General features: G+C 65.3%; 17 protein-coding genes. 9 read left to right on the forward strand and 8 right to left on the reverse strand.

The features are described 5' to 3' along the window. The first annotated feature begins 5 nt into the window (after positions 1–5). The 4 genes from AX767_RS16630 to AX767_RS16640 all read left to right on the forward strand — a co-directional run bounded on the left by AX767_RS16630 (position 6) and on the right by AX767_RS16640 (position 4,187). Positions 6–1,364 carry a sensor domain-containing diguanylate cyclase gene (locus AX767_RS16630; protein WP_068632339.1) on the forward strand — a complete coding sequence of 453 codons (1,359 nt, stop codon included), beginning with the start codon at positions 6–8 and terminating at the stop codon, positions 1,362–1,364. After that, positions 1,357–2,124 (forward strand): GGDEF domain-containing protein, encoded by a 768-nt coding sequence (locus AX767_RS22040; RefSeq protein ID WP_210392496.1) that lies wholly within the window; start codon positions 1,357–1,359, stop codon positions 2,122–2,124. The genes AX767_RS16630 and AX767_RS22040 overlap by 8 nt, the downstream gene beginning before the upstream one ends. Further along, a complete protein-coding gene (locus tag AX767_RS21715; RefSeq protein ID WP_210392498.1) occupies positions 2,019–3,107 on the forward strand; it encodes a putative bifunctional diguanylate cyclase/phosphodiesterase in 1,089 nt (362 codons plus the stop codon). The genes AX767_RS22040 and AX767_RS21715 overlap by 106 nt, the downstream gene beginning before the upstream one ends. A gap of 402 nt (positions 3,108–3,509) precedes the next feature. Further along, positions 3,510–4,187 (forward strand): nitroreductase, encoded by a 678-nt coding sequence (locus tag AX767_RS16640; RefSeq protein WP_068632340.1) that lies wholly within the window; start codon positions 3,510–3,512, stop codon positions 4,185–4,187. Positions 4,188–4,204: 17 nt separating this feature from the next. Here AX767_RS16640 and AX767_RS16645 read toward each other — a convergent pair whose 3' ends face one another. Together AX767_RS16645 and AX767_RS16650 are read right to left on the reverse strand one after the other, a co-directional pair. Next, positions 4,205–4,537 carry a hypothetical protein gene (locus AX767_RS16645; RefSeq protein ID WP_156481064.1) on the reverse strand — a complete coding sequence of 111 codons (333 nt, stop codon included), beginning with the start codon at positions 4,535–4,537 and terminating at the stop codon, positions 4,205–4,207. A gap of 14 nt (positions 4,538–4,551) precedes the next feature. Next, positions 4,552–4,803: a hypothetical protein gene (locus AX767_RS16650; RefSeq protein ID WP_068632342.1), complete on the reverse strand. Its 252-nt coding sequence runs from the start codon at positions 4,801–4,803 to the stop codon at positions 4,552–4,554. A 220-nt stretch (positions 4,804–5,023) separates the two neighbouring features. Here AX767_RS16650 and AX767_RS16655 point away from each other — a divergent pair, with 220 nt between their 5' ends. After that, positions 5,024–5,725, forward strand: coding sequence for a response regulator transcription factor (locus AX767_RS16655; protein ID WP_335338833.1), 702 nt, complete (start codon positions 5,024–5,026; stop codon positions 5,723–5,725). An 11-nt stretch (positions 5,726–5,736) separates the two neighbouring features. Continuing rightward, positions 5,737–7,560: a hybrid sensor histidine kinase/response regulator gene (locus AX767_RS16660; protein ID WP_068632344.1), complete on the forward strand. Its 1,824-nt coding sequence runs from the start codon at positions 5,737–5,739 to the stop codon at positions 7,558–7,560. On the opposite strand, the gene AX767_RS16665 is transcribed toward AX767_RS16660, so the two are convergent. The 3 genes from AX767_RS16665 to AX767_RS16675 are packed head-to-tail and all read right to left on the reverse strand — an operon-like array spanning position 7,532 to position 10,678. Beyond that, positions 7,532–8,527 (reverse strand): tripartite tricarboxylate transporter substrate binding protein, encoded by a 996-nt coding sequence (locus tag AX767_RS16665; RefSeq protein ID WP_068632345.1) that lies wholly within the window; start codon positions 8,525–8,527, stop codon positions 7,532–7,534. The two genes, AX767_RS16660 and AX767_RS16665, sit on opposite strands and share 29 nt — an antisense overlap. Positions 8,528–8,561: 34 nt before the next feature. Then, the gene (locus tag AX767_RS16670; protein ID WP_068632346.1) at positions 8,562–9,722 is read right to left on the reverse strand and encodes a CaiB/BaiF CoA transferase family protein; all 1,161 of its coding nucleotides are present in this window, start codon (positions 9,720–9,722) and stop codon (positions 8,562–8,564) included. An 8-nt stretch (positions 9,723–9,730) separates the two neighbouring features. Next, positions 9,731–10,678, reverse strand: coding sequence for a hydroxymethylglutaryl-CoA lyase (locus AX767_RS16675; RefSeq protein WP_068632347.1), 948 nt, complete (start codon positions 10,676–10,678; stop codon positions 9,731–9,733). Positions 10,679–10,782: 104 nt separating this feature from the next. Between AX767_RS16675 and AX767_RS16680 the strand changes: the two genes are divergently transcribed. After that, entirely contained in the window at positions 10,783–11,697 is a 915-nt protein-coding gene (locus AX767_RS16680; protein ID WP_068632348.1) for a LysR family transcriptional regulator, read from the forward strand. On the opposite strand, the gene AX767_RS16685 is transcribed toward AX767_RS16680, so the two are convergent. Beyond that, a complete protein-coding gene (locus AX767_RS16685) occupies positions 11,694–12,176 on the reverse strand; it encodes an Lrp/AsnC family transcriptional regulator (protein ID WP_068633797.1) in 483 nt (160 codons plus the stop codon). The genes AX767_RS16680 and AX767_RS16685 overlap by 4 nt on opposite strands. Positions 12,177–12,296: 120 nt before the next feature. Between AX767_RS16685 and hppD the strand changes: the two genes are divergently transcribed. Together hppD and phhA are read left to right on the forward strand one after the other, a co-directional pair. Next, the gene (gene hppD / locus AX767_RS16690) at positions 12,297–13,385 is read left to right on the forward strand and encodes a 4-hydroxyphenylpyruvate dioxygenase (protein ID WP_068632349.1); all 1,089 of its coding nucleotides are present in this window, start codon (positions 12,297–12,299) and stop codon (positions 13,383–13,385) included. A gap of 2 nt (positions 13,386–13,387) precedes the next feature. After that, a complete protein-coding gene (phhA, locus tag AX767_RS16695) occupies positions 13,388–14,269 on the forward strand; it encodes a phenylalanine 4-monooxygenase (RefSeq protein ID WP_068632350.1) in 882 nt (293 codons plus the stop codon). Positions 14,270–14,275: 6 nt separating this feature from the next. On the opposite strand, the gene AX767_RS16700 is transcribed toward phhA, so the two are convergent. Further along, a complete protein-coding gene (locus tag AX767_RS16700; protein WP_068632351.1) occupies positions 14,276–15,508 on the reverse strand; it encodes a multidrug effflux MFS transporter in 1,233 nt (410 codons plus the stop codon). 70 nt (positions 15,509–15,578) lie between these two features. Further along, a complete protein-coding gene (gene rpoD / locus AX767_RS16705) occupies positions 15,579–17,951 on the reverse strand; it encodes an RNA polymerase sigma factor RpoD (protein WP_068632352.1) in 2,373 nt (790 codons plus the stop codon). Between the last annotated feature and the right edge of the window lie 246 nt (positions 17,952–18,197).

An 18,197-nucleotide genomic window follows, 5' to 3' on the forward strand; every position in this document is an offset into this window, starting at 1 on the left:
ATGCCATGGACGATTCCCTCGAGGAAGACTACGAAGCGCTGACACAGTTTTTGTACATCGCGCCCATCGGGCTGATCCAGGCAGGCCTCGACGGCGAGATCGCGATGGTCAATCCGGTGTGTGCGCAGTTGCTGATGCCACTGTCGCGAGACGGCCAGTTGACCAATCTTTTCACTGCACTGGAAGGCGTGGCACCCGACCTGCGGCACATGGTCCAGGCTTTTGCGGCCGGTCATGGCATGGTGTGCGACGCACTTCACCTGCAGGTCAACGCGGGGCTGACTGGCCGCAAGGATCCGCAGATTCTGTCCTTGAGCTTGCTCAAGCTGGATGACCACCGACTGATGGCCGTGCTGAGCGATGTCACCAAGTCTGTGAAACGCGATCGGGAGTTGCGACAGAGTTCGGCATGGATCAACACCATCGTCACGGGTCTGACTGATTACGCGCTCGTGGCACTGGACTCAAGAGGATGTGTGCTGAACTGGAATCCCAGCATCGGGCGTGTCGCCGGATTTGAGAGCCAGGACACGGTTGGGCACTCGTACGCGATGTTCTATCCATCGGACGGAATGTCAGATGATCGCGCCATGGACCGCCTGCACGAAGCCGACGACAGCGGCTGGAGTCTGGACGAGGGATGGCGAATCCGCTCGGACGGCACGCGCTACTGGGGCAGCTGTCTTATCGCGCCGATGGGTGCAATCGGTGACGACGTGAAGCTGGAGCGCCTGGAGCGACGGGCCTACAGCCTGATCATTCGTGACATCTCCGATCGACGCGAAGCGACCGAGGCGCTGCGGCAATCCGTGTCAAGCGACTACCTCACCGGACTGGCCAACCGCCGGACCTTCTTCGAGGCGGCGAACCTCGAGTTGCAACGCTGGTCGCGGATGCCACGGCCGCTGTCAGCGGTGATGATCGATGCCGACCATTTCAAGAAGATCAACGATGTCTACGGGCATGCCTCGGGTGATGCCGTGCTGCGGCACCTGGCGGCCGGCATGTCTTTCACCTTCCACGCCATGGACATCGTCGCGCGGCTGGGGGGAGAAGAATTTGTCGTGCTGATGCCCGGCATCACGCTTGAAGCAGCCCAGGCCATTGCGCTTCGACTGTGCCGAAGCATCGAAGCGCAGTCGGTCGATGTGGATGGGACGTTGATTCGCTACACGATCAGCGCCGGGGTGGCCACCATGGAGGAGGACATTGACGGCGTGGACGAACTGCTGCATCGCGCCGACCAGGCCATGTACTCAGCGAAATTAAAAGGCCGCAATCGCGTCGAGCCCTGGGTCCGCCCGCAGGCGAAAAGTAGCCTTGAACGTCCGAGCGGCGATGCCATTGTTCTGCGCGATGACTGAAGTTCCTGGCGACGAAGCGCTTGTCCAGTTTCTGTATCGCGCACCCATCGGTCTGATCCAGACAACATCCGACGGCACGATCATCCTGATCAATCCGATGGCCGCGCAATTGCTCATGCCGTTGGCGCCCGGCGGCACGATGGTGAATCTTTTCGAAGTGCTGAAAGCCGTGGCGCCCGGATTGCGTGATCTGGCGAGCGCCAGAAGTCTGCCGGGCGATCTTGTCTGTGAGGCGTTGCCCCTGTTACTGCCGCACCTTGGATCCGGACACGGCGCAACGCAGGTACTGGGACTGCACATGACAAGGATGGACGACAGCACGTTGATGGCTTGCCTGAGCGACCTGACAGTGGCCGCACAGCGCGAACACCAGCGACTCGAAGCAACGCTTCATGGTCAGAAGCGCATCGATGCGTTGACCTCGCTGCCCAACAGGATGGCTGTGCTCGAGCGAATTCAGCGACTGCTGGCCCGGAGACAGGACGAGCCTGGCTTGCAATTTGGTGTTCTGCTGGTCAATGCCGACCGCTTTGAGCGCATCAACGTCACCCTCGGTCACGCAGCCGGCGACGAGGTTCTGCGGCTGATGGGAAGTCGTGTGGCTTCCGCAGCCTGGACGATGGGGAGGGCAGCAGCGCCAGGGAATCCGCCGCCATGGCAGCACGGCTCGGCGCCGACGAATTCGTGCTGTGTTTCGATGCGCTGGAAAGTCATGCGCTTGACGCGTCCGTCATCACGGACAGGTTGCTCAGCGCCTTGAACAAGCCATTCAGCATCGGCGATCAGACCGTGTATCTCCTGTCGAGCGCAGGCCTTGTCACCGCCTCAAACGCTTTCGACGATGCTGAATCCGTGCTGGAACATGCAAGTCTGGCCATGCGCGAGGCCAAACGCGCAGGCGGTGCTCGCCATGTGCTCTATGAACCGGTGATGATGGACCGTGCCAAACAGCGCGGGGATCTGGAATCCGATCTGCGCATCGCGCTCGCCGAAGGGCAGCTCTTCACGGTGTACCAGCCGATCGTGGACCTCGCGGATGGCTCCGTCGCTGGCATGGAGGCGCTGGTTCGGTGGCGACATCCGGAACGCGGAACGGTCATGCCGGCCGAATTCATTGCGGTCGCGGAAGCCACGGGGCTCATACGCGAACTGGGTGACTGGGTTCTCAATGAGACCTGCCGGCAGCTTGTGTCGTGGCAGATGTTGCTGGGAGACCGCTCGCCGAGGACGGTATCGGTCAATCTCTCGCGTGCACAGCTTGCCGATCCAGGGATTGTCGGTCGCGTTGCCGACGCGCTCAGTGCAACCCGGCTGCTTCCGGTCTGCCTGCAGCTCGAGGTCACCGAAAGTCTGGCGGCGCAGGACGCCGAGGTTCAGGCCCGCTTGAAGGACCTCAAGCAGCTTGGCCTGACACTGGCGCTGGACGACTTCGGCACCGGCTACTCGTCGTTGGCGAGTCTGCACGACTTGCCCATTGATGTCGTGAAGATCGACCGTTCATTCGTCTGCCCGGTGGAGACGAGCGCACATCATCGCGTCCTGATCGAATCGGTGGTGCGTGTGGCGCGCAGTCTGGGCATGAGCACGGTGGCGGAGGGCATTGAAACGGCATGCGAGGCGGCCCTGTTGGGCGCGCTGGGCTGCAGCAAGGGGCAGGGCTACTTTTATTCCACACCGTTGCCTGCAGAGGAGGCGACAGCATGGCTTTGCGCTTACCGGTCGCCTTCGGTGGTCCTGAAGTGAAGGCTTTGACAGCCTGTTGACAGCCTGTTGACCACCGGCAGGCACAGCGGCGCGACTGGCGTGCACGAGACGAAAAGCATGCGCAGGGAGATTTCGCCTTCCGCTCGGCGAATTCCATCCAAAGAGCTGTGGCGCGAAGAACATCGTTTGCGACAACGGCCATTGCCTAAACGACTGTCGGACACCACGCATGAGAACCGCATACAAACGGTTGACTCAGAGGGATTCCGTGGGCCCCGTCCCGCTCACGTTGGCATGCAGGCCGGAGAGCACTGCGGCGGTGATGCGGGTGGATGAAAGTCGAAGGCCCGCGCGCGATGTCACGCAAGTGATGGCGAAGCCGCCGCGCCTTGCGCATGATGGCCTGCGCCGCTGATCCGTGCGGCGATCCACAAGGCAACCATGACATTCGATGAGGTCGTTCAACAGCGCCGGAGCATTCGCGGCTACCAGAAGAAGCCGGTGCCGCGTGCGCTGATCCGGGAGGTGCTGGCGCTGGCGATTCGCGCGCCGACGTCGCTCAATACGCAACCCTGGAACTTCTACGTGGTCACCGGCGAGGTGCTCGATCGCATCCGCCAGGGCAATGTGGAACGCAACCTGGCCGGCGTGCCCGACTCGCGCGAATTTCGCATGGGTCCGGGTTACGAAGGCGTGCACCGCGAGCGGCAGATCGGCATCGCCAAGCAGCTGTTCTCGGCCATGGGCATCGAGCGCGAGAACAAGGAAAAGCGCAACGAATGGGTGCTTCGCGGCTTTCGGCAATTCGATGCGCCGGTGTCGATCGTCGTGACTTACGACCGGTCGATCCAGGGCAGCGACATCGCGCCGTTCGATTGCGGCGGCGTGGTCAATGCCATCGTCAACGCCGCCTGGTCGCGCGGGCTCGGCTGCGTCATCAACAGCCAGGGAATCATGCAGTCGCCGGTGGTGCGTGCCGAAGCCGGCATCCCCGACGACCAGGTGATCCAGACCTGCATCGCGATGGGCTGGCCCGACGAATCATTCCCAGCGAACGCCGTCGTCTCCCACCGCAAGTCGGTGGACGAGGCGGCGACGTTCGTCGGATTCGAGGACTGATTCGCCGACGGCTCACGCTACCACTGGCCGGATCCGATGCAGGTCATGATCTCGATGCCGCTGAACCAGTACCAGGGCTGTTCGTCGGCGCAGCTGAGCGCCATCGATGCCACGGTGCGGGTCTCCGTGTCGGCGGCACGATTGCCCAGCGGCTGGAGAACTTGCAGGAAATCGTCTGCACGCGTCCTGACCCCGGGCGTCTCGAATGCAAGGGTCGCCGCGCCCACGTCGGGACCGTTCGGCATGTTCGCCGGTGGGTGGGCCGCGCTCGCGGCGCCACCGAATGCGAGGACCGAGGCGGCAACCGCGACCGATGCTGCGCGACGCAGATCCATTGGCTTGAATGTCATATCGCTCCCCTTGTTTACCACTGGCCCGAGGCGATGCAGGTCGCCATTTCGATGCCGCTCATCCAGTACCACGGGTCGTTGCAACTGGTGGCCCATGCCACGGTGCTGCTGGCGGGCGCCTCTGTTGCGACGGCCGCTGCGCGAGGGCTCGCCGACACCGTCGGCGGTGTGAGGGCTGCGCTGGCGGCGCTGCCGAGCGTGAGGGCGGATGCGGCCGCTGCGGCCAGTGCGAAGTGGCGCAGCGAATTCATTGGCGTGAGTTTCATATCGACTTTCGGTAGAAGCAGTGGTCAGAAAGCGTGCGGCCGACCGTTGGAATCGATGCGGTACGCACTGCGGATGCGTTGGCCGTTTTGGCTGCCAACGGCGCGATGGTCGGCCGGTGCGTGCCTGCCAGGAAGTGCCTAAAGTCATCGGTCGAACAGCGTGCGATTTGCATGACTTACGGCACTTCACACCGGGGCGCCGACGGATAACATCTCACGCGTGACACCCACTCAACCGATGCCGCAGAACCGCCTGGATGGCCGCCCCGCCCAGCCGTCCGCGCGGGCATTGCAGGGCATCCTGGTGGTCGACGATCACGATCTAGTGCGGCTCGGCGTGCGCGCGTTGCTGCAATCTCAAACGCCCGATGCGGGCCGGGTCGCCGAAGTGTTCGAGGCCGACACTTTGGCGCGCGCGTTGACGGTGTACGCCGGCGCCGAGGCGCGCATCGGCCTCGTCCTGCTCGACCTTGCCTTGCCCGACGCGCAGGGCCTGAGCGGGCTCGTCGCTTTCAGGGCGCGGTTCCCGGCCGCGCGCGTCGTCGTGTTGTCGGGCACGGTCGATGCGCGGATGGCACAGGGGGCACTGGCCGAAGGCGCAAGCGCTTTCCTGCCCAAATCCGCCGACCTGAAGGAAGTGGTGAGCTTCATCCGGGCCTGCGGCCTGCTCGATGCGTCGGAAGCGCGGCCCGGCATGTCCAGCACGCCGGCCGCGGCGACATCGCCGTTGCCACCAGGCGCGCTGGCCGAGCTTACGCCGCGTCAGACCGAGGTGCTGCAATGGTTGCTGGAAGGCAAGGCCAACCGCGAGATCGCGCAGCTCGCGCACCTGAGCGAAGGCACGGTCAAGAACCATGTGTCGACCCTGCTGCTGCTGTTCGGCATGCGCTCGCGCGCGCAGCTGATCAGTCAACTGCGCTGAAGGCCGGGCGCATGCGCGAACCGGGGCCCAGCGCCGGCGCGGCAGTCGATCCTTCGCTCGACGCGCGGGTGCTGCGGGAGCACGTCGCCAGCATCTACTACATCTACAACGCGACGCTGGTGGCGCGCGTGGTGTTCGGGCTGGTGCTCGGCGCATTTCTGTACAGCCAGCTGCAAACGATGGCCGTCGTGGTGCTCATCGGCGGGTACATGCTGCTGTACCTTTGCCTGGCGCTTTTTTCGCGGCGCTGGTCGCCCAGCGTGCCGGACGCCGACAGCGCGCGCTGGGCCCGGCGCATCACCGGCACGGTCGTCGTGCTGGGCATCGCCGACGCGTTGGCGCCCTGGTTCTTCGTGACCACCGACAACCTGCCGGTGACGGCGGTCCTGGTGGTGGTGATGCTGGGCAACTGCGCGCGTGCGGTGCAGTCGCTTCGCCCCATCAAGGCCGCGATGCTCGGCTACACGCTGCCGATGATGCTCGGCCTGATCTCCGCGCTGGTCTGGCGCGGCGGCGCACCCCATCTATTCCTGGCCGGCTTCGTGGCCATTTATCTCACGATGATCCTGCGGGTGGGCGTGCGCGAGCACCAGCAGCTGACCGATGCGTTGCTGCTGCGCTTCGAGTACGAGGCGCTGGCCGTGCAGTTTCGCGAGCAGGTCGCGGCGACCGAGCGCGCGAGCAATGAGAAAACCCGATTTCTCGCGACCGCGAGCCACGACCTGCGGCAGCCCGTGCATGCCATCGCGCTCTTCGGCGCCGCGCTGCAAAACGCATTGCGCGACCGCCCCGAAGGCCAGAACGCGGAGCGGCTGATGCGCGCGGTGAACGTGCTAGGCAGTTCGCTCGACACGATGCTCGACGTGTCGCGTCTCGATGCCGGTGTCGTCACGTCGGCGCCCGAGCCGGTGCAGCTCGATGCGCTGTTCCTGTCGCTCAATCATGTGTACTCGGCGCAGGCCGAAGAAAAAGAGCTCCAGCTGCGGCTGCGCGCCAGCGGGCTCTGGGTGCGCAGCGATCGGCAGCTGCTGTCGCGCATGCTGTCGAACCTGATCGACAACGCGCTCAAGTACACGCCGGCGGGCGGCGTCACGGTGGTCGCACGCGCTCGCGGCGACCGGGTGTGGATCGATGTGCGCGACACCGGCATGGGGATCCCGGCCGAGCAGCTGGGCCGCATCTTCGACGAGTTCTATCAGGTCGAAAACCGGGGGCGCGACCGCACGCGGGGACTGGGCATCGGGCTGTCGATCGTGCAGCGCCTGTCGCGCCTGCTGGGCCATCCGGTCGAGGTCAGGTCGGTCGTCGGGCGCGGGAGCCTGTTTCGCATCGTGCTGCCAGCCGATCGCCCGGTGGCGGGCAGCGCGTTCGGCCCGCGCCATCAGGCGGTGGATGTGCACGAGAGCGCACGCATCGCGAAGGACGCGCTCCCGCGGCACGTGATGGTCATCGACGACGAGGTCGACATCCGGGAAGCGATGTGCGCGGTGCTGGCCATCTGGTCGATCGAATCGACCGTTGCCGCCGACGAAGCCACGGCCACCGCGCTGCTGGCCGAAGCCGCAGCGCGTGGCGAGCCGGTCGACATGCTCATTTGCGACTACCGCCTGCCCGATGACGTGAGCGGCCTGGCTGTCGGGCTGCGCCTGCGCGAACGCTTCGGCGTCGAGCGGCCGTTGTTGCTGATCACCGGCGACACGGCGCCCGACCGGCTTCAGCAGGCGCGGCTGTCGGGCGTGCCGGTGCTGTTTAAGCCGGTGTCGGCGCGGTCGTTGCTGCGCGAACTCGCGGGCCTGGCCGCACCGATCACTCGGCCGCGACGTTCGCCGCCTTGACCAGCCGCGCGTAGCGTTCTTCCTCGGCCTTGAAGAACTGCGCCGAGGCTTCCGGCGTCAGGGGGTTGATGAGGTTGTCCTGCCGGGCCATCGCTTCCTTGGTTTCAGGCATCGCGAAGGCTGCGACCACGGCTGCGTTCAGGCGCTTCACTTCCGCGGGTGGCATCCTGGCGGGGCCGATCAGCGCGAACCAGCCGGCCACGTCGACGTCCGGGAAGCCTTGCTCGGCGATGGTCGGCACGTCGGGCAGCGACGGCACCCGCTGCTTGCCCATGATGCCGATGGCGCGCAGCTGGCCGCTCTTCAGCTGACCCTGCACCGCAGGCACCGCGACCACGCCCATCTCGACCTGGCCGCCGATGATGTCGGCCACCATCGGGCCCGTGCCCTTGTACGGGATGTGACGTACCTGCGCGCCGGCCGCCTCGACGAACATCGCACCGGCCAGATGAATGATGGTGCCGTTGCCCGACGATGCGTAGTTGTAGCCATCGGGCTTCGCCTTGAGCAGCGCCTGCAGTTCCTTCGCGTTCTTCGCCGGCACCTTCGGATTGACCACCAGCACGAAGGGCGTGGCGCCGATCACCGAAATCGGCGTGACGTCGGCGAGCGCATCGAACGGCATCTTCTTGAAGACGCTCGGATTCACCACATGGTTGTTGGACACCACGCCGAGCGTCTGGCCGTCGGGCGCCGCGCGCACCACGGTCTGTGTGCCGGTGATGCCGCCGGCGCCCGGCTGGTTGTCGATCACCACGGCCTGGCCGCCGAGCGCCTTGGTGAGCGAGGGCAGCGCGGCCCGCATGATGGTGTCGACGCCGGAGCCGGCACTGACCGGCAGCACAAGGCGCAGCGGCTTGCCGGGGTCGGCGGCGCGCACCGCGGTGGTGGTCGCGGCGGCGCCGGCCACGAGAAGGGAAGCGGCCATCAGCCCGGTCAGGCGTCGGCGGGAAATCACTGCAGTCATGGTTTTGTCTCCGTGGGTTTTCAGGGTTCAGGTCTCAGGCGGGCACGTGGCTCTTGCGGCTTTCGAGACCCGCCAGGATCTCTTCGGTGTGCTGGCCGACGGCCGGCAGCGCACTGCGCACGCCGGGCCGGTGGCCGCCCATCAGCAACGGCAGCAGCACGACGTCAGTCATGCTGCCGTCGTCGCACTCCATCGGCACGAGGCCGCCGCTGGCTTTCAGGTGCGGGTCGTCTGCGAGCTGGTCGGGCCGCACGATCGGCGCGTAGGGGATGCCTGCAGCTTCGAGCTTCGGCGACAGCTCGTCGACGCGATGGCGCTGGAGGATTTCGCCCAGGCGCTGCAGCAATGCCGGGCGCACGGCCACGCGCATCGCGTTGTTGGCCAGCGCGGGATCGGCCGCGAGCTCGGGCGCCTCGATCACGCGGCACAGCGTGAGGAACTGCTTGTCGCTCACCGCGCCGATGAAGAGCTGCTCGCCATCGGCCAGCGTGAACACGTCGTACACACTCCAGGCCGACACGCGCGAGGGCATCGGCGGCGGCGGCTCGCCCGTCATCGCGTACTGCTGCATGTGTTGCGAGGAAAGGAACACGCAGTTCTCGAACAGCGCGCTCTGCACTTCCTGGCCGCGACCGGTGCGCTCGCGCTCGCGCAGTGCCGCCAGCACGCCGATGGCGCCGAACATGCCGCCCATGATGTCGTTGACCGACGTGCCGGCCCGCAGCGGCCGGCCGATCGGGCCGGTCATGTACGAGAGACCGCCCATCATCTGCACGACTTCATCGAGCGCCAGACGGTTCTCGTACGGGCCGGGCAGGAAGCCCTTGTGCGTGACGTAGATGAGCTTCGGAAACTGCTTCGACAGCGTCTCGTAGTCGAGGCCGAAACTCGCCATGAGGCCGGGGCGAAAGTTTTCGAGCACCACGTCGCACTGGCCGGCGAGCTCGGCCGCGGTGGCGCGGCCCTCGTCGGTGCCGATGTCGATGACGACGCTCTTCTTGTTCCGGTTGAAGCTGCGAAAGAAGCCGATGCCCAGGCCCGGCAACTTGCGCGTCTTGTCGCCGCCGGGCGGCTCGACCTTGATGACTTCGGCGCCGAGGTCGGCCAGGATCATTCCGCAGGTCGGGCCCATCACCATGTGCGTGAACTCGAGCACGCGAACGCCGGCGAGCGGCAGAATTTTTTCAGTGGGCATGGTGGCTTTCAGGCGAGAGCGTGGGCAGGAAAGGTCTTGGGCAGTCCGGCCTGCCAGAGCGAGCCGTGCAGCGTTTCGCCGGCCAGCCATTCGGCGACGCGCGCGCGCAGCGCCAGCAGCGGCTCGATGTCGATGCCGGTGGCGATTCCCATGCTGCCGAGCATGTAGGCCAGGTCTTCGGTCGACACGTTGCCGCTCGCGCCGGGCGCGTGCGGGCAGCCGCCGATGCCTGCCAGGCAGGCATCGAAACGCGCCACGCCGACTTCGAGCGCGGCATACACGTTGGCCAGGCCGAGGCCACGCGTGTCGTGGAAATGGCCGCACCAGAAGCGCTTGCCGGCGATCTTCACGGCGTCTTCGAAAAGGTCGCGCACCATGCCCGGGTCGGCGTAGCCGACGGTGTCGGCGAGGCTCACCCGGTCGGCGCCGGCATCGAGCAGCGCCTGCATCAGGCGCAGTACCTCCGCCTTGTCGACATGTCCCTGCAACGTACAGCCGAAGGCGGTGCCGACGCCGCCTTCGATCAGCGTTTTCGAGCCGGCCGCATCGCGTGCGGCACGGATCTTCGCGACCTCGGCGACCACATCGTCGGGCGTCTTGCGCAGGTTGGCCAGGCTGTGCGCGTGGCTGGCCGAGAGCGGCACGATCATCAGGTCGGCTTCTTCGGCGATGGCGCTTTCGGCACCGCGCAGATTGGGCACCAGCACCGAGACGAAGAGGTCGGGGAAAGTCTTGGCATAGCCCATGAGCTCGGCAGTGTCGGCCAACTGGGGCAGCAGGCGCGCTGGCACGAAGGAGCCGACCTCGATCTCGCGCTGGCCGGCCGCGTAGGCGGCTGCGATCCATTCGCGCTTGCGCCCGGTCGGCAGGATGGTGGCGATGCTTTGAAGGCCGTCGCGCAGGCCGACCTCACGAATGACGGCGCGCGGTGGCAGCCGGGTGCTGGAAGGGGTCATGTCTTGTCTCCTGCACCGAACTTTAGGAGTTCCCATCCAAATCTAAAAGCGGTAATCTGGAACGCTTGCCGTTCCTATCCGGAATGTCACCCCCCTGAAAGCCGATGCGCGATCTCGACCTCACCACGCTGCGACTCTTCGTCACCGTCTGCGAGACGCGCAACATCGCGCGCGCCGGGGAGCTGCACCATATCGTCGCGTCGGCCATCAGCAAGCGGCTCGCGCAACTCGAAGACACGGTAGGCCATCCGCTCGTCGAACGGCGGCGCCGCGGCGTGGTGCCGACCGCGGCTGGCGAACTCCTGCTCGAGCACGCGCGGGCCATGCTCGCAGGCGCCGACCGCGTGGCGCGCGACATGACCGCGTACGGCAGCGGCGTCAGAGGGCAAGTGCGCGTGCTCGCCACCGTGTCGTCGATCGCCGAGTTCCTGCCCGACGACATCGCCGATTTCCTGCAAGTGCCCGCGCACCGCGACATCCGCATCGACATGGAAGAAGCGCTGAGCCGCGACCTGGTGCGCGGCATTCGCGAAGGCATCGCACCGGTGGGTGTCTGCTGGGACGCGGCTGATCTCGAAGGCCTCCAGACGCGCGGCTACCGGCGCGACCATCTCGCGATCGTCGTGCATCCGTCGCACCCGATCGCCCGGCACAAGCGCGTGGCGTTCGGGCAGACGCTCGCCTTCGACCACGTCGGGCTTCCCGCCTCCACGGCCGTGCACACCATGCTGGCGCGCGCCGCCGCGATCGCGGGCCAGCCGCTGAGTTACCGCGCGGTGGTCAGCACCTTCGACGCCTCGCTGCGCTGCGTGCGTGCCAACCTGGGCATCGCGGTGGTGCCGCGCGAAGTGGCCGAGCCGGTGGCCGCGAGCCTCGGCGTCAAGGTGGTGCCGCTGACGGACAAGTGGGCGCAGCGGCGCTTCGCGCTCTGCTTTCGCGAAGAAGCCACGCTGTCGCCGGCGGCGCGGTTGTTGATCGCGCATCTGGCGGAACGCGTGAGCGCGCGGCGCGCTGTCTAGATCGGCAGCGCCGTCGTGCTCTTCACCCGGTCGAGCACGAAGCTGGTCTTGCAGTCCTGCACGCTCGGGTGCTTGAGCAGCGTGTCCATCACGAAGCGCGAGTAGTGCGCCATGTCGGCGACCACCACGCGCAGCAGGTAGTCCATTTCACCGGTGAGCGATGCGCACTCCACCACTTCGGGCCAGCCCTGGATCGACGCGCGAAAGGCGTCCATCGGGCTGCGCTTGTGGCTTTCGCTGTGCTTCTCGAGCCGCACGTTGATGTACGCGGTGAGCGCGAGGCCGACGCGCTCGGGGCGCAGCAGTGCGACGTAGCCGGCGATCACGCCGGCCTCTTCGAGTCGCTTCACTCGCCGCAATGTGGCCGAGGAAGACAGGCTGACCTGCGAGGCGAGTTCGTCGTAGGTGGCGCGACCGTTGGCCTGGAGCGCGCGAAGCACGCGCAGATCGATGGCATCGAGTTGGGGGGTGGCGTTCATGGCTTCGATCTTGCAGGATTCCTGCGTCGATGACGCGGTGATCGGGCGAACTTGCAGTAATTCTGTGCGCCATGGGTCTAGCATTCCTTCACCACCCCACCTTCGAATCTGGAGACACCGATGACTGATCTTTTCGAGAATCCCATGGGCCTGATGGGCTTCGAATTCATCGAATTCGCTTCGCCGACACCTGGTCTGCTGGAGCCGGTGTTCGAGCAACTCGGATTTGTTCTGGTCGCCAAGCACCGCTCGAAAGACGTGGTGCTCTATCGCCAGAACGACATCAACTTCATCATCAACCGCGAGCCGAACAGCCCCGCGGCGTACTTCGCGGCCGAGCATGGCCCGTCGGCCTGCGGCATGGCGTTCCGGGTGAAGGACGCGCACAAGGCGTACAAGCTCGCGCTCGAACGCGGCGCCCAGCCGATCGAAATCGCCACCGGTCCGATGGAGCTTCGCCTGCCTGCGATCAAGGGCATCGGCGGCGCGCCGCTGTACCTGATCGACCGTTTCGAAGACGGCAAGTCGATCTACGACATCGACTTCGAATTCGTCGAGGGTGTCGACCGCCGTCCGGCCGGCCATGGCCTGAACCTCATCGATCACCTCACGCACAACGTGTACCGCGGCCGCATGGCGTTCTGGGCCGACTTCTACGAGAAGCTCTTCAACTTCCGCGAGATCCGCTACTTCGACATCAAGGGCGAATACACCGGCCTGACCTCGAAGGCGATGACGGCGCCCGACGGCAAGATCCGCATTCCGCTGAACGAAGAAGCCAAGAAGGGCGGCGGCCAGATCGAGGAATTCCTGATGCAGTTCAACGGCGAAGGCATCCAGCACATCGCCCTGATCTGCGACAACCTGCAGGAAACGGTCGACAAGCTCGCGCTGGCCGGCGTTCCGCTCGCGACCGCGCCCAACGACGTGTACTACGAGATGCTCGACACGCGCCTGCCGGGCCACGGCCACAACATTCCCGACCTGCAGACCCGCGGCATCCTGATGGACGGCACCACCGAGGGCGGGCATCCGCGCCTGTTGCTGCAAATCTTTTCGCAGCCGGCGCTCGGTCCGGTGTTCTTCGAATTCATCCAGCGCCAGGGCGACTACAGCGAAGGTTTCGGCGAAGGCAACTTCAAGGCGCTGTTTGAGTCGCTCGAGCGCGACCAGATCCGCCGCGGCGTGCTGGACGCCGCCGAGGCCTGAGCATGCTGGCCGCCGAAGCGACCAAACACGGGCTCGCGGCCGGCGATGCAGCCCGGCCCGCGCGTGCCGACTGGACCATCGACCAGGGCTGGGAGCGCTATACGCCGGCGGAGCACGCGGTGTGGAAGACGTTGTTCGAACGGCAGACGAAATTGCTGCCGGGCCGCGCGTGCGACGAGTTCGTCGAGGGCATGAAGAACCTGCCGATCGGCGCCGACGAAATCCCCGACTTCCGGCGGCTGAGCGAGGTGCTGATGCAGCGCACCGGCTGGCAAGTCGTCGCGGTGCCGGGGCTGGTGCCCGATGAAGTGTTCTTCGAGCACCTGGCGAACCGGCGTTTCCCGTCGGGCCAGTTCATCCGGCGCGCCGACCAGCTCGACTATCTTGAAGAACCCGACGTGTTCCACGATGTCTTCGGCCATGTGCCGATGCTCATGAACCCGGCCATCGCCGACTACATCCAGGCCTACGGGCAGGGCGGGTTGCGTGCGCAGAAGCTCGGCGTGCTCGACAAGCTGGCGCGCGTGTACTGGTACACGGTGGAGTTCGGCCTGGTGCAGCAAAAGGACGGTCTGCGCATCTACGGCGCGGGCATCGCATCGTCGCGCACCGAGAGCGTGTTCGCGCTGGACGATGCCTCGCCGAACCGCATCGCCTTTGACCTGGAACGCGTGATGCGTACGCACTACCGCATCGACGATTTCCAGGAGAGCTACTTCGTCATCGAGAACCTCGAGCGTCTGCTCGAACTCGCGCAGATCGATTTCGGGCCGCTGTATGCGCGCATCGAAGGCCAGCCGGAATTCCAGCCCGGCGATGTGCTGGCGACCGACACGGTCCTCTCGCGCGGCACCGGCCGCTACCACGGCGCCACGCGCGCCTGAAGCAACTCAGGCGCTGGCGACACGGCGTCCGATGTCGGGCCAGCGCCGGTGCAGCCACACCCAGGCGACGAGGCCGATGCCGAGCATCGAGATCGAAGTGAGCGCCAGCCCCAGCGTCGAATGCATCACCAGCGGCGCGATCACGCCGGCGACGAGGCCGTTGGCGGTCGAACCGATGACGGCCTGCAGCGACGACGCCATGCCGCGCCGCTCCGGGTGCAAATCGAGCACCAGCAGCGTGATCACCGGCACCATCAGCGCCCAGCCGAACGCGAAGAACGCGAGCGGCCAGATGGCCCACAACGCGTTCGGTGTGAACAGCGCATTGGCCGCCACGTTGACGACAGACGTGATCAGCATGATCACGAAACCATCGCGAATCTGCCGCTTGGGCGCCACCTTGCCGGCCATGCGCCCGCTGACCCAGGCGCCGGACATGATGCCGCCGATGGTCATGAGGAAGAACCAGAAGAACTGCGTGGGCGCGAGCTGCAGGTGGTCGCCGAGGAAGGCCGGCGCGGCGAGCACGTAGAGGAACATGCCGTTGAACGGCACGCCGCTCGCGAGCGCGAGCAGCAGGAAGCGCGGATCGGAACACAGGTCGCGATACCCGCGCATCAGGTGGCGCACGTGGAACGACTGGCGCTGGTCGACATGCAGCGTTTCGGGCAGCAGCTTGTAGTTGGCGGTGAACAGAACGACGCCGACCGCGACCAGAAACCAGAACACGCTGTGCCAGCCCAGGTGCACGAACAGGAAGCCACCGACGATCGGCGCGATGGCCGGCGCCACGCCGAAATAGATCGTGACCTGGCTCATCACTTTCTGCGCTTCGGCCGGCGGGAACATGTCGCGAATGACCGCACGAGAGACCACGATGCCGGCGCCGGTCGACAACCCTTGCAGCGCACGAAAGAACACCAGCTGCGCGATGTTTTGCGACAGCGCGCAGCCGAGTGACGCGAGGGTGAACACGGCCAGCCCCCACAGAACGACCGGCCGGCGTCCGAAGCTGTCCGACAACGCGCCGTGGAACAGGTTCATGAACGCGAAGCCGAACAGGTACGCCGAGAGCGTTTGCTGCATCTCGACCGGCGTCGCGCCGATGGAGCGCGCGATGCCCGAGAACGCCGGGATGTAAGTGTCGATCGAGAAGGGACCGAGCATGCCGAGCACCGCGAGCAGGATGGCGAGGGCCCATCGCGGGGCTTTCCAGAGGGTTTGGGCGTCGGGGTTCATGTGTCTCTCAAAACAAAGCGGACTTGCCGAACGCAGGGTCCGGCAAGTCCGCTTTTGGGGGCGTGGCTGATTACAGCGTGTCGATGAAGGAGCGCAGCTTGTCCGAACGCGACGGGTGCTTCAGCTTGCGAAGCGCCTTGGCTTCGATCTGGCGGATGCGTTCACGCGTCACGTCGAACTGCTTGCCGACTTCTTCCAGCGTGTGGTCGGTGCTCATCTCGATACCGAAGCGCATGCGCAGCACCTTGGCTTCGCGTGGCGTGAGCGAATCGAGGATGTCTTTCACCACGTCGCGCAGGCCGGCCTGCATCGCGGCCTCGATCGGCGCCGTGTTGCTGCTGTCCTCGATGAAGTCGCCCAGGTGCGAATCGTCGTCGTCGCCGATCGGCGTTTCCATGGAGATCGGCTCTTTCGCGATCTTCATGATCTTGCGGATCTTGTCTTCCGGAATCTCCATCTTCGCGGCCAGGATGCCGGCGTCGGGCTCGAAGCCGAACTCCTGCAGATGCTGGCGCGAGATGCGGTTCATCTTGTTGATCGTCTCGATCATGTGCACCGGGATGCGGATGGTGCGTGCCTGGTCGGCGATCGAGCGGGTGATGGCCTGGCGGATCCACCACGTGGCGTACGTCGAAAATTTGTAGCCGCGACGGTATTCGAACTTGTCGACCGCCTTCATCAGGCCGATGTTGCCTTCCTGGATCAGGTCGAGGAACTGCAGGCCGCGGTTGGTGTACTTCTTGGCGATGGAGATCACGAGGCGCAGGTTGGCCTCGATCATTTCCTTCTTGGCGGCGCGGGACGAATACTCGCCTTCGTTCATGCGCTTGTTGATGTCTTTCAACTGCGTCAGCGGCACCACCACGCGGGCCTGGATGTCGGCCAGCTTTTGCTGCAGCTCCTGCACCGGCGGGATGTTGCGCGCCAGCACCACGCTCCAGGGCTTGCCGGAGGCGGCTTGCTTTTCGACCCACTTCTGGTCGAGCAGGTGCGACGGCACGCGCTTGCCGTTCTTGTCGTAGCCCGAGAAATCGCGAATGAAGTCTTCCTGCGGGAAGCCGCACTTGTCCACGATGATGCGGCGTAGCTCGCGCTCTTTCTTGCGCACGTCGTCGACCTGGTTGCGCACCATGTCGCACAGCTTCTCGATGGTCTTGGCGGTGAAGCGGATGGTCATGAGCTCTTCGCTCAGGGCCGCTTGCGCCTTGGCGTACGCCGGCGTGCCGTAGCCTTCCTTCTCGTAGATCTTGTGGATCTTCTCGAACATGACGGCCATGCGGTCGAAACGCTCGAGCGCATCGCGCTTGAGTTCTTCGAGCTTCTTGGTCAGCGCCTTGGAGCCGCCCTTGCCGTCGTCGTCGTCTTCGGCATCGAACTCGTCGAAGTCTTCTTCGGCCACATAGTCGTCGGCCTCGTTGGGGTTGGAGAAACCGTCGACGAAGGTCGTGATGACCGCCTTGCCGATACCGGCGCGGATTTCATTGGCCTGGCGCAGGATCTCGGCGATGGTGGCGGGCGATGCGGAGATCGCTTCCATCATGGCCATCAGGCCGCCTTCGATGCGCTTGGCGATTTCGATTTCGCCTTCGCGCGTCAGCAGCTCGACCGTGCCCATTTCGCGCATGTACATGCGAACGGGGTCGGTGGTGCGGCCGAATTCGCTGTCCACCGTGGAGAGCGCGGCTTCGGCTTCTTCTTCGGCTTCTTCGACGGTCGCGGCGGTCGGCGCGGTGTTGTTCAGGAGCAGGGTTTCCGCATCGGGCGTCTGCTCGTAGACGGCCACGCCCATGTCGTTGAGCATGGTGACCACGACTTCCATGGTCTCGGCGTCGACCAGCTTGTCGGGCAAGTGGTCGGAGATTTCGCCGTGCGTCAGGTAGCCGCGCGTCTTGCCGAGCGTGATCAGGGTCTTCAGGCGCGAGCGGCGCTTGGCCATGTCTTCTTCGGAGAGGACGGTTTCGTCCAGGCCGAATTCCTTCATCAAGGCGCGTTCCTTCGCCTTGCTGATCTTCATGCGCAGCGGCTTGACCTTTTCTTCGGTCGACGCGACGACGGGCTCACCGGCCAGGTCGTCTTCGATGTCGGACATGTCGACGTCGTTGGCGGACGCGTCATCGCTGCCGGCCTTGGGCTTGCGGCCGCGCTTGGCGCCGGTGGCAGGTGCAGCGGCACCATCGGCTGCAGCAGCCTTGGGCGGACGGCCGACTTTCTTGGCGGCGGGTGCGGCGGTCGTCGATGCGACAGCGGTGGCGGCGGGCTTCTTGAGGTCCGCGGAAGGATTCGATTTCGTCGTGGGCAAGGTTTTCACTTTCGTTGCGGCAGCCGGTTTGGACGCGGCGGCCCCCGTTTTGCTGGCGGTCGCACGGGGTGCGACAGCCGTCTTCAACGGTTTTTTGGCAGCGGATTTGCTGGCGGACACGGCAGGCTTCTTTGAACTGGGCATACGACCTCGGACATCAAGAGAAAAAACAAGCGGAATCACAAAGCACCACAAACCCGGTGCAGGCAGACAGGAGGAACTGAGGAAACGAGTTCCTCAAAAGTCAAAGCACAACGGCAAGATGTCGGGCGAACATTTGGAATGCAATCCTTGCGGTGTATTGGCCCGTTCCCACAGTGGGGAGTGCATTGCGCATGGGGCCGGCCCGGAGGTGTTGCTGTCGCTCTTGCCGAATTCGCTCGTAGCGAA

It is taken from the genome of Variovorax sp. PAMC 28711, assembly GCF_001577265.1.
Taxonomy (GTDB): domain Bacteria; phylum Pseudomonadota; class Gammaproteobacteria; order Burkholderiales; family Burkholderiaceae_C; genus Variovorax.